This is a genomic window from Breoghania sp. JC706, assembly GCF_037026715.1.
In the GTDB taxonomy this organism is placed as follows: domain Bacteria; phylum Pseudomonadota; class Alphaproteobacteria; order Rhizobiales; family Stappiaceae; genus Breoghania.
The window spans coordinates 71,866-84,307 of the sequence record NZ_JBANCG010000004.1; the positions used below are offsets into that span (position 1 = coordinate 71,866).

Below are 12,442 nucleotides of genomic sequence, written 5' to 3' on the forward strand. Positions count from 1 at the left end.
AACGTTCATTCATGCGACCCGCGCCAGTCCGTTGCCGATCACCACCACACCGCGCTCCACCGCCACCGTGCGGAACGAGCCGTCGCGCCAGATCTCGGTTCTGAGGCGCTCGCCCGGGGTGACGGTTGCGGTGAAGCGGGCCTGGAGGCCCCTGAAGCGGGCGGGATCGCCGTCGCACAAGCGGGAAACCAGGCCGTGCGCGGCGATGCCGAGCGTGCAGAGCCCGTGCAGGATCGGCCGCTCGAAACCGGCTTTCGCGGCAACGGCCGGCGCGAGATGGAGCGGGTTTTCGTCGCCGTTCCAGCGGTACCAGAGCGCCTGTTCGGGGCGCGTCGCGGTCTCGTGGACCATGTCGGGCGCGCTTTCCGGCAGCTTGTGCGCGGGCTTTACCGGGCCTTCCGGCCCGCCGAAGCCGCCATCGCCGCGCAGGAAAATCGTGCTGCCGGTGGTGGCGTAGTGCAGCCCGGTTTCGGCATCGACCAGCTCCTTTTCCGAATAGAGCAGCGCGCCGCGCCCCTCGCCCTTGTCGACAAGCCCGGTCACCCGCGTGCGGCCGATGACGGTGCCTTCGGGGGGAAGCTGATGGTGGAGCGAAATCCATTGTTCGCCGTGGACGAGGCGAACGGCATCCACGCCCGTATCGGGCCGGGCGAGCCAGAAGCCCGGATGACCCAGCACCAGCGGCAGGGTGGGAAAGGGCGTGAGCGGACCGGCGCCGACGAAGGCGAGATCGGCCTCGTCCATCGGATCGTGACCGACGCCGATGGAGAGCGCGTAGAAGGCGGTCTCGCGGGGGCCGTAGCTCTGGCGCACCTCCGGGATCGGGTAGGACATCAGGTGATCGTAATCGATCATGGGTGCGCCTCCTCGTCGAGTTCGATGACGGCATCGAGCGCAAAGGCGCCATCGGGCAATGCCAGGACGGGATTGAGATCGATGGAGACGAGGCGCGGACCGGCGGCGGCCGCGAAGGCGGAGAGCCGGGAGAGCATCATCGCCAGCGCATCGATATCGACGGCGGGCCGGCCACGCGCGCCTTTCAGGATCGAGGCGCCCTTGATCGAGGCGATCATTTCCTTAGCCGTCTCAATATCGAAAGGACAGGCGCGGATGGCGACGTCGTTCAGGATCTCCACGAAGATGCCGCCGAGGCCGAAGACGGCTACCGGGCCGAAGACCGGATCCCGGCTGATGCCCATCAGGCATTCGACCCCGCCGGAAAGCTGGCGGGCGACGAGAACGCCCGCGATGTGGGCGCCGGGCGCGGCGGCGGCGACGTTGGCGAGAATTTCCTCATAGGCCGCCCGCGCGCCGGCCTCATCGGCGATATCGAGCTTCACGCCGCCGATATCGGACTTGTGGACGATATCGGGCGAGACGATCTTCATTACCACCGGAAAACCGAGGTCGGCTGCTGCGGCCGCCGCCGCCTCCGCGCTGCGGGCGACGCGTTCGGGCGCGGCTTCGATGCCGGCCTGGCCAAGCAAGGCCTTGGCCTGATGTTCGTCTGGTGTTTTTTGCGGAAGATCCACGGACGGCAGAACGGGACGGGCTGGCGCGGGTGCCGCAAAGGCCGCGCCGACGCGGCCCATGGCGGCGAGTGCACGCACGGCTCGGGACGGATCGGTGAAAACCAGACAGCCGGCCCTCTCGTAGGCCGCGACCTTCTCGTCGTCGGCGATGATGCACAGCGCCAGAATCCGATCGGGGAATTCGTTGCGCAGCCGTTCCAGCGTCTCGATGAGGCGCGGGGCGAGGCTCGCGCCGCCGGCCACATAGGTCAGGAAACACAGGATCGATCGATAGCCGCCGTCTGCCAGCGCGGAACGTGTGAAGGCCTCGAACAGGCTCAGATCGTTGAGCGCCTGGGCCGTGCAGTCGAGCGGGTTGGCCGGTGCGCCGTAGGGCAGGAGTTCGAGAAGCTTCGCCTGCGCCGGCTCCGGCATGAGCGGCATCGGCAGGCCCTGTTCGGCCGCCTCGTCGGTCGCCACGATGCCGGCGCCGCCGGAGACGGTGATGATGCCGAGCGAATTGCTGGCGGGATAGATGCGCGGGCGCGCGGCATAGGCGAAATCGAGCATCTGTTCGGTATCGCGCACGCGGATGACGCCGTGTTCGGCGAGCACCGCTTCGGCCACCGCATCGTCGCCGGTGAGCGAGGCGGTGTGGGAGGCGGCCGCCGAGGCGCCGAGCGCGGAACGGCCAGCCTTCAGCATGAAGACCGGTTTTTTGGCCGCGCGCGCGGCATCGAGCGCTGCGAGCATTTTAGGGCCGTCGCGAAAGCCCTCCTGATAGGCGAGGATCACCTCCACCTCGTCCGCCCCCGCCATCCAGCCGATGGCGTCGGCGACCGTGACGTCGGCCTCGTTGCCGGTGGTGATCAGCACCGAGGCGCCGAGCCCGCGCGTGCGCGCCATGGCCGCCAGATGCGCGCCGTAGGCGCCCGACTGGCTGGCGATGCCGATGGGGCCCGACAGCGGAAAGGCAAGCTCCAGCGAGGAGGAGAAGGTGCCGTAATAGCCGATCTCGACATTGTAGACGCCGAGCGTGTTGGGCCCCAGAACCCGCATGCCGTGGCGTTTGGCGATCGCCAGAAGGTCTGCTTGCGCGCGTTCCCCCGCCTCGCCCGTTTCCGCAAAGCCCGCGGAAAAAAGCGTCACCGAGCGGCAGCCCTTGCGGCCCAGCGCATCGACCACATCGGGCGCGTGTTTCGCCGCAACCGCGACGATGCCGGCCTCCGGCGCCTCAGGCAGATCATCGACGGAGGCGTAGCAGGCGAGCCCCTGCACCTCGTCGCGGGTCGGGTTGACCGGCAGGATCGTGCCCTTGAAGCCGGCCTCGAGCATGGCCGCGATGGGGCGCCCGCCGATGCGGGTGGGATCGCCGGATGCGCCGACGATGGTGACCGAGCGGGGGTTCAGCATCCCGCCGAGGCCCGCGAAATCGTAAGGGGTTCGAAGCTCGGCGTTCAAAGGGCGGCCTCCGATCCGAGGAAGGCGGTGACCTGGCTCGAAAGCGTGCCGCCGTTGCCGTGAAGGAGCGCGATATCGGCCCGATCCAGTTGCCGTTCGCCGGCCTCGCGGCGGATCTGGGCGACGCCCTCGGCGATCAGGAACATGCCGTACATGCCGGGATGGACGCAGGAGAGCCCGCCGCCATTGGTGTTGACCGCCAGCTCGCCGCCCGGCGCGATGCGCCCGTCGCGCACGAAGCGCCCGCCCTCACCCTTGGGGCAGAAGCCGAGGTCTTCCAGAAACAGGATCGTGTTGATGGTGAAGGCGTCGTAGACCATCACCAGATCGACATCGCCGTGGCTGACTTCCGCCATCTCAAAGGCGCGCGGACCGCTTTCGCTGGCCGCCGTCACTGTGAGGTCCGGCATGGCCTGGATGGAGCGGTGCCAGTTGGCGCCGGCAGCGCCCAGGAAATAGACGGGCGGTTTCGGGAAATCCTTCGCACGATCGGCGCGCACGAGAATGCAAGCCGCCGCGCCATCGGTGACGAGGCAGCAGTCGCCGGCGGTGAGCGGGTCGCTCACCATGCGCCGGGAAAGCACGTCCTCGCGCGTCAGCGGGCCACGGGCGAAGGCGCCCGGATTGAGGTTCGCCCAGCCACGGGCGGCGACCGCGACATCGGCCAGATCCTCGCGCCGCGTGCCGTATTCATGCATGTGCCGGCTGGTCGCGAGCGCGTAGGCGGTGATGGGATGGCGGGGGTGATAGGGCGTCTCGTGCCATTGCGGCTCCGACATGGAGACGAGCCGGCCGCCGGCGGTGCGCTGGTTGGAGCCGTAGCAGATAAGCGCGACGTCGCAGAGACCGGCTTCGAGCGCGAGGGTGGCCTGCAACAGGTGCATCTCGAAGCTGGAGCCGCCGATATTGGTGCTGTCGAAATATTTCGGCTTGAGGCCCAGATACTCGACCACGCTCATGGAGGCGAAGGCATGGCTGGAGGTCGCGGCGAAGACCGCATCGATGTCGGAAAGCTCCATGCCGGCATCGTCGAGTGCCGCGCGCACGGAAAGGCCGAGAAGCTCCATGGCGGAGAAGCCCGGCGCCTCGCCGACGCCCGCCGTGCCCATGCCGACGATGGCCGTTTTGCCGCGAAGGGAACTGGTCATGCGTGGGCCTCTTCGTTTGCGGCGCGGGGTGCGGTTTCGTTCATGGGCTCGAACACGACGCGCGGGGTCTCGCCCGTCTCAATGCGCGCCTTGACGCGGGTGCCGATCGCAACGCTTTCCGCGCCGGAGATGGTCGTCATCATCCGCACGCCCTCGTCGAGATCGACCAGCGCGACGTTGTAGGAGCCCTCGCGCTTGCGGTTGACGGTGATGGCGTAGACGGTGCCGGTGCCCTTCGCCTCCACCCATTCCAGATCGGCCGCGCCCGACGGCGCCATGACCTTGGGATAGAAGACATGCTCGCCGGTCGCGCGCGAGCGCTGGATCATGAAGCGGCCTTCGGCCAGATAGGCCTCGAAGGTCTGCTGCGGGCCGGTCTTTCCGGCAGTCGGGGCGCTTTTTGTCATGGGATCTCCGGGTAAGGCGGACATCAGGCGGAAAGCCCGGCGCGGGTGGTGACGAGGACATCGCTGCGGCCGCTCTGCACGCAGGCGCCGTCGCTGTCGATGAGGTCGAACCGGCGGCCGATGCGACCCGTGCGGCTTGGTCCGGGGCGGCCGGTGCCGCGCAGCTCCTTGTCGAGGATGGTGAGGCGCAGGCGCAGCGTCGTGCCGATCAGGATCGGCTTTTCGAAACGCCAGTCGGAAATGCCGAGCATGGCAACGGCCGAGCCTTCGAAGATGCCGAGCCCGTGCATCAGCCCGATCGCCAGACCGATGCCGAAACTGCCGTGCACGAGCCGTTCGCCGTAACGGGTGGTGCGGGCGAAATCGGCGTCGGAATGGATGGCGTTCCAGTCGCCGGTCAGCATCGAGAACATGGTGAGGTCGGTTTCGGTGATCGTGCGGCCGCCGGTCTCGAAGACCTGACCTTCCACAAAGTCCTCGAAATGCATGGCGCGGTGGCCCGGTCCAATGATCGTGGCGCCGGGTGGCGTGGAGCCGGGGGACGGACTTGCGGTCATCGGGCTTCCTCCTGCAGGCGCTCTTCGGCCATGGCGCGCAAGGTGGCGCGCTTGATCTTCAGCCCGTTGGCGCTGTCGGTGGTGGGATAGGTCTCAAGCGGCCAGACGCGGATCGGCACCTTGTAGGCGGCGAGTTTTCCACGCGCGTCGGCGATGACGGCCTCGGCGTCGAAGTTCGCCGGGTCGGGCGTGATGGCGAAGGCGACCGGCCGGCTCTGCCCGCCTTCGACGACGGCCACGACCTGCGCATCGTTGACGCCGGGGGCGGAGCGCAACACCTCCTCGATTTCGGCGGGATCGGTGAGGAAACCCGACAGGCGGATGGCGTCGCCCATGCGCGCCAGATAGACGAAGCTGCCATCGCCGCGCAGGTAGCCCATGTCGCCCGTGCGGAAGAAACCCTCCGCGTCGACGGCCCTTTCCGTGGCTTTCGGGTTGCGGAAATAGCCGAGGAAATTGGTGGGCGCGCGAACCTCCAGCTCGCCGACCTCGCCCGTCGGCAGAAGCTTGCCGCTTTCCACCTCGCGCACGCGCACCTCAGCATCGTGCGAGGCGGGCCGACCGCCGCCTTTGACCCGTTCCTCGGGCGCAGCATCGCCATCCTGCACGGCAAAGATGGCGCAGACTTCGGAGGATCCGTAGAGCCCCCGCAAGGGAACGCCGCGCTGCGCCGCTTCCAGCAGGATCTCGCCGACGCCGGGCGTGAAGGCGGCAAAGCCGCAGCAGCGCGCATGATCAAGACAGCCGGGATCAACCTCCAGCAGGCGGCGGTACATCTCGTCGGAGCCGACCATGTGGGTGAGACCATGCGCCCTGATGCGCGGGGCATCGGCCGCGGCATCGAACATGGTGACGAGATGAAGCGGCGCGACGCCGGCCATCGCCGCAAGCGTGGCATTGAGGCCAAACACACCGCAGAACGGCATGGCCGCGAGATAGGCGGCGCCCGGCGCATCGAAACCGTAGCTTTTTGCCGAGCGCAGCGCATGAAGCGCCAGCGTATGCTGCGAATGGGTAACGAGCTTGGGCGCGCTGGTGGTGCCCGACGTGGTGAAGAAGATCAGCGGCACGTCCGGTTCCGGGGCCGCGTCGCTGGCGTCGTCCGGCGCGCCGGAATTATCATTAGCCGGCAAAATATCATCCAGATCCACCGCGATCACGGGACGACCGACCAGTCGCTCCGGCAGTGGATCCGGCGCATCGAAGAGCGCGATGGTCGCGAGATCCGGCAGGTCGGCGTCCTCAAGGCCCGACAGGATCGACAGGAAATCGATCTTGCCGGTGCTGGGCGCGAGCAGCAGCATGCGCGCGCCGGAGGATTTCAGGATGTGCTCCAGTTCGCTGGTGCGGTAGCGGGTGTTGACCGCCGCGATCGCCACGCCGCGCCGGGCGCAGGCAAACAGGAAGGCCAGCCATTCCGGCCGGTTGACGAGCCACAGGGCGATGCAGTCGCCCATGCCGAGCCCTTGCGCCCGAAGCCAGCCCTCGGCGCGCGCGACGAGCGCGTCGAAGGCGGCGGCATCGAGCGTACCCCCGTCCTCGGTGACGAGGAGCGAGCCGGCGCGGCCGCGCGCGGCCGCCAGAAGGTCATCCAGTCTGTGTTTCATCAGTAGAGCGCCATCAGCTTGGAATTGTCGGCGAGGTCTTCGGGCAGGCCCTTCCAGATCATCCGGCCGGACTTCATCACCTCCACCCGGTCGGAGATTTTCAGCGCCTCGCGCACGTTCTGCTCGACCAGCAGGATGGAAAGGCCCTCGCGCTGCTGCAGCTGGCGAATGGGGGCGAGCAGATCCTGGAAGAGCTTCGGCGCCAGCCCGATGGACGGCTCGTCGAGCAGCAGGATGCGCGGCCGGCCCAGAAGCGCCCGGCCGATGGAGACCATCTGCGCCTGCCCGCCCGACAGGGTGCCGGCCCGACGGTGGCGGAATTCCGCGATGACCGGCAGGATGGAGAAGACCCAGTCGCGCCGTTCCGCGCGCTCGTGCTCGGGCACGCCGACCGCCCACATGCCCATCTCGAAGATCTCGTTGACGGTGAGGCTTGGAAAGATGCCGCGCCCTTCCGGCACCATGGCGAGGCCGGCCTTCGACAGCGACTTGGGGTCGGCACCGGTGACCGGCTCTCCGCGCAGGCGGATCTCGCCGGCTTCCGCCGGATGAAGGCCGAACAACGTCTTCATCAGCGTGGACTTGCCGGCCCCGTTGTGGCCGATGAGGCAGAGCACCTCGCCCTCGTGGAGCGTGATGTCGAGATCCTCCAGCACCAGCGCGCCGCCATAGCCGGTGGTGAGGCCCCGCGCCTCTAAAATGGGCGCCTCGAGGATCGGCGCACCGCTTAAGGCTTGTTCTTGTTGCGCGCTCATGCCCGGTCTCCGAAGTAGATGGCCGTCAGTTCCGGGTTCTCCAGAACGCTCTTGGGCTCGCCGTCGGCAAGCAGGCGGCCGCGGTCGAGGAAGGCGATGCGGTCGGAGATGCCGACGACGATATCGAGATTGTGCTCGATGATGCAGACGGTGACGCCGGCGGCGACCTCCTCGCGCAAGAGCCGCAGGAAGGTCTCGTAGCTGTTGGGATCGAGCCCGGAGGCCGGCTCGTCGAGCAGCCAGAGCCGGGCATCGGCCGCCATGATGCGCGCCAGCGACAGGAACTTGCGCTCCGCATAGGCGAGATCGACGGCGCGCACATGCGCCTTGTCGATGAGGCCGGTGCGCTCCATCACGTGGGCCACCTTCTCCCGCTTTTCCGCAGCCGAGGGGCCGGAGAACGAGAACGGCAGGGCGCCGGGCTCCATGACGGTAAGGATGTTCTCCTCCACCGTCATGTCGTTGAAGAGGCGCAGGTCCTGGAAGGTGCGGGCGATGCCGAGGCGGGCGATGCGGTAGGGCTTCATGCCGGCGATGTCGCGGCCGAGCCAGCGCAGCGAGCCGCCCGAGCGCACCAGATGCCCGGTGATCAGGTTGAAGAGCGTGGTCTTGCCGGCGCCGTTCGGTCCGACGAGCGTGGTGACGATGCCTGCGCGCAGGTCCATGGAGACGCCGGAAACCGCCTTCACGCCGCCGAAGTGCTTTTCAAGGTTGCGGATTTCCAGAAGGATCTCGGGTGCGTCGGCGGGCCGGGCGGCGGCGGATGCGAGAGCGTTCATCGGGTAGCCTCCGCCGGCTTGGACGCGGGAGCCTGCGCTTGCGTGTCCGGATCTTGTGGCCTCGGGCGCGCCTTCGCCTTCGATCGTCCGACCAGACCGCCGGGGCGGAAGATCATCAGCACGGCCATGCCGAGGCCGTAGATGATCTGCTGGATGGCGCCGATCTGGGTCTGCGGCAGGAAGCTCATGTAGGAGAGCAGGCCCGGCAGAAGCAGCAGAAGCGCGGCGCCGACGACGGGGCCGGCGGCGGTACCGGTGCCGCCGATGATCACCATCGCCATGACCAGCACGGAGGTATCGAGCGTGAAGCTCTCCACGTTGATGAAGGCGAGGTAATGGGCGTAGAGCACCCCGGCGGTTGCCGCCAGCGCTGCGGAGATGACGACCGAGATCGTCTTGATGAGCGGCACGTTCTTGCCGAAGCTTTCCGCCGCACTCTCGCTGTCGCGGATGGCGGTGAGCGAGCGGCCGAAACTGGAATGGACGAGAAGCCGCGTCGCCACCAGCACCAGCACGAGGACGGCGAGCGCCAGCGGGAAGAAGGCGGCCGGACGGTAGATCTGGTAGCCGGCGAGATCGACGGGCGGGATGCCGATGAGCCCGCCGATGCCGCCGGTGACCGACTTCCATTCCGAAAAGACCGTGACGGCCAGCACCTGAAGCCCCAGCGAGGCGGCGACGAAATACTCGCCGCGCACCCTGAGCGCCGGCAGGGCAAGTGCCAGCGACAGGACGCCGGCCACGACCATGGCGATGGGCACGGTGACGAACAGCGAGGCGGAGAGGCTCATCGCCACCAGCGCGCCGGTATAGGCCCCCACGCCGAAGAACACCGCATGCGCCAGCGAGAAGATGCCGGCGTAGCCCATGATGAAGTTCAACGTGATCGCAAGGATCGAGTAGATCGAGATCAGCACGCCGAGATTGAGCAGATAGGCTTGCATGATGGGTCTCCTCAGCGTGTCGCGTGGCGGCCGAAGAGGCCGGCGGGACGAAGGAGGATGACGAGGAAGAGGATCGCGAAGGTCACCGCCTCGGTCCACTGGCTCTCGAAGACGACGAGGGCGAGGTTTTCGGCCAGCCCCAGGATGAAGCCCGCCACCAGCGCGCCACCGATGGAGCCGATGCCGCCGACGATGGTGGCGGCGAGCGAGATCAGCATGACGTGGTTGCCGAGCGTGGGGTTGAGGCCGGAGCCGAGCGCGGTGATAACGGCGCCGGGCACCACCAGCAGCGAGCCGAGCGCGAAGGCGATGGAAGAGAGCCGGCGCGGATCGAGCCCGTAGGCTCGGATCAGCTCCGGCGAATCCGCCAGCGCCCTGAGCGCCATGCCCACATGGGTGCGGTTGAGGAAGAGAAGCAGCGCCACGAAGAAGAGACCGGCGCAGGCAACCGCGATCCAGGCGAGCGGGGAGACGTAGACCCCGTCCATCAGCTTCACCGAGCGGCTGAGCCCGGTGGAGATGGTGACGAAGGAACGCCCGAACACCATGCCCAGCACGTTCTGCACCGCGATGCCGATGCCGAAGGAGGCGACGAAGACGGTGAAGAAGGAGCCCTCGTGACGCTGGATCGGCGCGTAGACGAGCCGGTCCATCGCCACGCCGAAGGCCATGGCGGCAAGGGCCGCGAGCACGATGCCCGCCGCCATGCCGAGGCCCGTGGTCTCGGCCCAGTAGAAGACATAGGCCGCCAGCACGAAGGCCGCGCCGTGGGCGAAGTGGAACACGCGGGTCGCGCCGAAGATCAGCGAGAACCCGGCCGCGGTCAGCGCATAGAGCGCGCCGACCTGCAGCCCCGTGAAGGTGAGCTGGAGCCAGAGCATGGAGCGGGTGCCGTCTTTACTGGATGTCGACGGTGGTCAGGGCGACGGGCGCGCCCTTTTCGACCCGGTTCACCTGGATGGGTGCGAGCAGGGTGCCGTTTTCCTGGAACGACACGGTTCCGCCGACGAGATCGAAGGACTTCGTCGCCTTGCGCTCGGCCAGCAGATTGGCGCCGGTGACGGGCTCGCCCTTTTCCTCCAGCGCGTGGGCAAGCAGCGCGAAGAGACGGACCGCATTGTAGTAGTTGGCCACATAGGCCGAGGGCATGCGGTCGTGGGCGGCCTCGTAATCGGTGACGAAGCGCTTGGTGACGGGGTCGGAGGAGGTGTAGTCGACCGCCTGGGTGGTGAAGAGCAGGCCGTCAGCCTCCGGCAGCTTCATCGCCTCGGGCACGGAGAAGCCCGAATAGGAGGCGAACTGCGCTTCCACGCCGTTGTCGCGCAGCTGCTTTGCGATCTGCACCTGCTGGGCGCCGTAGGAGGCGATGTAGACCACGTCCGCGTTGGCGGCGCGCACCTTGGCGGCGATGCCGGAGAAGTTCTGCGTGTTGGTCGGCACCGACATGGCGTCGACCAGCTCGCCGCCCACGTCGGGCAGCGTCGCCTTCAGCTCATCGAGGATCGACTGGCCGAGCGGATCGTCGACATAGACGAGCGCGATCTTCTTCAGGCCCTGGTCGGCCAGATACGGCACCATGGCGCGCACTTCCAGGTTCGCCAGCGGAATGACGTTCCAGAAATAGGGGCCGAGCTTGGCAAGGTCCGGGCCGACGCCGCCGCCGTTGACGGCGACCGTCTCGCTGCGCTGGGCAAGCGTGGAGATCGCCTTGGAAACGCCGGTAAACGCCGACAGCACGTATGGCACCTGCGACACTTCGGTGAGCTTGGTCATGCCCACGACGGCGGGCTGCGGCAGGGCCTGACTGTCCTCATATTCGATCGTCAGCCGTCCCGACAGCATGTTGTCGGCGTTGACGTGCTGGGCGGCGAGGTTGGCGCCGGAGGCGAAGATGTCGCCATAGGCGGAATTGGGGCCGGACAGGGGAAACAGCGCGCCGATCTTCAGATCTTCGGCATGGGCGCTGCCGATGGCGGTTCCGGCGACGGCGATGCACAGCGTTGCCGCGGCCACAGCCGAGGCAAATCTACCCTTTTTCATTTTTTCTCCTCCCAGAGAGTTAGGCTTTATGCCTAGATGTTTTTCTATATCAAGAATGCTATTCTGCAAAGAGAAAGCTATATTGCACCGCATCAAAAGCAGCGGCGCCCGGTGCGCGCGATTGCGTCGCGACGCGGTTTCGCGGATCACGTAAACCATTGAAATCGGCCGAGCAGGGTCGATTCCCGGGCCGCAATCGGGCCCGACAAGAGGCTCAGAATGCGAAGAAAGAAAACCGAAGAGGGCGAGGCCGCGCCTGAGGGAGAGAACGGCCAGACGGCGACGAAATATGTCGGCGCGGTGGAGAACGCGGTGGCGATCCTGCGTTTCCTGACCCATGCGCATGGGCCGGCGGGCGTTGCCCGCATCGCCCGCGAAACGGAGATCAACGTCTCCACCACATTCAACATCGCGCGCACGCTGGCCAAGGAAGGGCTCGTCGCCTTCGACCCGGAAACCAAGGAATACCGGCCGGGCGTCGGCCTTCTGGAATTCTCCGTGCCGCTTCTGGGCACCAATCAGGTCGACCTGCTGCAACCGCGCCTTTCGGAGCTGGCGGAGACGCACAAGGCTCTGATCGGGCTTTGGAAGGTGACGCCGGGCGACCGGATCGTGCTGGTCGACCGGGAGGTAAAGGGCACGGTGGTGCGCGTCGACATGCAGCTCGGCTCGCGCCTGCCGGCTCTCATCGGCGCGATCGGGCGCTGCGTCGCCGCCTCGCGCGGCCTGCCCCGGGCGGAGCTGGAGCGCCGCTTCTCCGAACTGCGCTGGCAGAACCCGCCGAGCTTCGAGGACTATGCGCGCGATGTGGACAAGGCACGCGATACGGGCTTCGCGTTCGACCGGGGCAACCTCTTCGAGGGCGTCGACATCGTCGCCGCCGCCGTGCTGGACGAGCGCGGCAACGCCCGCCTCGGCATCAGCGGCATCACCATTCGCGGACAGATGTCGGAAGCGGAACTGGAGGCGCTCGCCCGCGAACTGGCAGAGGTCGCGCGCTATTTCGCAACCACGCTTTATGGACGGGCGGGCGGCTAGGTTATTCGCGCTGGACGGGGTTGGGCGGGAGCGAGTGGTTGGGCGGGAGCGGGTGGCCCATCCTTCGAGACGCGCTCTTGCGAGCGCTCCTCAGGATGACGTTGTGTTTGTTGATGGATTTTCTGAAATAACAACAAATACAACGTCATCCTGAGGAGGTCGCAAAGCGACCGTCTCGAAGGATGGGCCACGAGC

The 12,442-nt window shown here is 67.3% G+C and carries 12 protein-coding genes; 1 reads left to right on the forward strand and 11 read right to left on the reverse strand.

From position 1 onward, the window contains the following. Positions 1-9: 9 nt before the first annotated feature. From V2L18_RS08840 to V2L18_RS08890, 11 genes are read right to left on the reverse strand one after another with little or no spacing between them, the layout of a single operon-like run. Positions 10-855: a MaoC/PaaZ C-terminal domain-containing protein gene (locus V2L18_RS08840; protein ID WP_336177839.1), complete on the reverse strand. Its 846-nt coding sequence runs from the start codon at positions 853-855 to the stop codon at positions 10-12. Continuing rightward, on the reverse strand, positions 852-2,972 hold the full coding sequence (locus V2L18_RS08845; protein WP_336177841.1) for an acetate--CoA ligase family protein: 2,121 nt from the start codon (positions 2,970-2,972) through the stop codon (positions 852-854). The genes V2L18_RS08840 and V2L18_RS08845 overlap by 4 nt, the downstream gene beginning before the upstream one ends. Then, positions 2,969-4,120 carry a thiolase gene (locus V2L18_RS08850; RefSeq protein WP_336177843.1) on the reverse strand — a complete coding sequence of 384 codons (1,152 nt, stop codon included), beginning with the start codon at positions 4,118-4,120 and terminating at the stop codon, positions 2,969-2,971. The genes V2L18_RS08845 and V2L18_RS08850 overlap by 4 nt, the downstream gene beginning before the upstream one ends. Further along, positions 4,117-4,527, reverse strand: a complete 411-nt coding sequence (locus V2L18_RS08855; protein WP_336177845.1) for an OB-fold domain-containing protein — start codon at positions 4,525-4,527, stop codon at positions 4,117-4,119. Before V2L18_RS08855 ends, V2L18_RS08850 begins: the two co-directional genes overlap by 4 nt. A gap of 23 nt (positions 4,528-4,550) precedes the next feature. Continuing rightward, a complete protein-coding gene (locus V2L18_RS08860) occupies positions 4,551-5,084 on the reverse strand; it encodes a MaoC/PaaZ C-terminal domain-containing protein (protein WP_336177846.1) in 534 nt (177 codons plus the stop codon). Continuing rightward, positions 5,081-6,691 carry an AMP-binding protein gene (locus V2L18_RS08865; RefSeq protein WP_336177847.1) on the reverse strand — a complete coding sequence of 537 codons (1,611 nt, stop codon included), beginning with the start codon at positions 6,689-6,691 and terminating at the stop codon, positions 5,081-5,083. Before V2L18_RS08865 ends, V2L18_RS08860 begins: the two co-directional genes overlap by 4 nt. Next, complete coding sequence (locus V2L18_RS08870) at positions 6,691-7,446, reverse strand: ABC transporter ATP-binding protein (RefSeq protein ID WP_336177849.1); 756 nt, start codon at positions 7,444-7,446, stop codon at positions 6,691-6,693. The genes V2L18_RS08865 and V2L18_RS08870 overlap by 1 nt, the downstream gene beginning before the upstream one ends. After that, positions 7,443-8,225 (reverse strand): ABC transporter ATP-binding protein, encoded by a 783-nt coding sequence (locus V2L18_RS08875; protein ID WP_336177851.1) that lies wholly within the window; start codon positions 8,223-8,225, stop codon positions 7,443-7,445. The genes V2L18_RS08870 and V2L18_RS08875 overlap by 4 nt, the downstream gene beginning before the upstream one ends. Further along, positions 8,222-9,169: a branched-chain amino acid ABC transporter permease gene (locus V2L18_RS08880; protein ID WP_336177852.1), complete on the reverse strand. Its 948-nt coding sequence runs from the start codon at positions 9,167-9,169 to the stop codon at positions 8,222-8,224. The genes V2L18_RS08875 and V2L18_RS08880 overlap by 4 nt, the downstream gene beginning before the upstream one ends. An 11-nt stretch (positions 9,170-9,180) precedes the next feature. Then, positions 9,181-10,050 carry a branched-chain amino acid ABC transporter permease gene (locus V2L18_RS08885; RefSeq protein WP_336177854.1) on the reverse strand — a complete coding sequence of 290 codons (870 nt, stop codon included), beginning with the start codon at positions 10,048-10,050 and terminating at the stop codon, positions 9,181-9,183. A 16-nt stretch (positions 10,051-10,066) separates the two neighbouring features. Beyond that, a complete protein-coding gene (locus tag V2L18_RS08890) occupies positions 10,067-11,209 on the reverse strand; it encodes an ABC transporter substrate-binding protein (RefSeq protein WP_336177856.1) in 1,143 nt (380 codons plus the stop codon). Between the two features lie 219 nt (positions 11,210-11,428). Between V2L18_RS08890 and V2L18_RS08895 the strand changes: the two genes are divergently transcribed. Next, positions 11,429-12,247 carry an IclR family transcriptional regulator gene (locus V2L18_RS08895; RefSeq protein WP_336177857.1) on the forward strand — a complete coding sequence of 273 codons (819 nt, stop codon included), beginning with the start codon at positions 11,429-11,431 and terminating at the stop codon, positions 12,245-12,247. The last annotated feature ends 195 nt before the right edge of the window (positions 12,248-12,442 follow it).

Excerpts from the sequence above, each read along its gene's own strand:
- V2L18_RS08840 (WP_336177839.1), bottom strand. The coding sequence starts at position 855 with ATGATCGATTACGATCACCTGATGTCCTACCCGATCCCGGAGGTGCGC.
- V2L18_RS08850 (WP_336177843.1), bottom strand. The coding sequence starts at position 4,120 with ATGACCAGTTCCCTTCGCGGCAAAACGGCCATCGTCGGCATGGGCACG.
- V2L18_RS08855 (WP_336177845.1), bottom strand. The coding sequence starts at position 4,527 with ATGACAAAAAGCGCCCCGACTGCCGGAAAGACCGGCCCGCAGCAGACC.
- V2L18_RS08860 (WP_336177846.1), bottom strand. The coding sequence starts at position 5,084 with ATGACCGCAAGTCCGTCCCCCGGCTCCACGCCACCCGGCGCCACGATC.
- V2L18_RS08865 (WP_336177847.1), bottom strand. The coding sequence starts at position 6,691 with ATGAAACACAGACTGGATGACCTTCTGGCGGCCGCGCGCGGCCGCGCC.
- V2L18_RS08870 (WP_336177849.1), bottom strand. The coding sequence starts at position 7,446 with ATGAGCGCGCAACAAGAACAAGCCTTAAGCGGTGCGCCGATCCTCGAG.
- V2L18_RS08875 (WP_336177851.1), bottom strand. The coding sequence starts at position 8,225 with ATGAACGCTCTCGCATCCGCCGCCGCCCGGCCCGCCGACGCACCCGAG.
- V2L18_RS08880 (WP_336177852.1), bottom strand. The coding sequence starts at position 9,169 with ATGCAAGCCTATCTGCTCAATCTCGGCGTGCTGATCTCGATCTACTCG.
- V2L18_RS08885 (WP_336177854.1), bottom strand. The coding sequence starts at position 10,050 with ATGCTCTGGCTCCAGCTCACCTTCACGGGGCTGCAGGTCGGCGCGCTC.
- V2L18_RS08890 (WP_336177856.1), bottom strand. The coding sequence starts at position 11,209 with ATGAAAAAGGGTAGATTTGCCTCGGCTGTGGCCGCGGCAACGCTGTGC.
- V2L18_RS08895 (WP_336177857.1), top strand. The coding sequence starts at position 11,429 with ATGCGAAGAAAGAAAACCGAAGAGGGCGAGGCCGCGCCTGAGGGAGAG.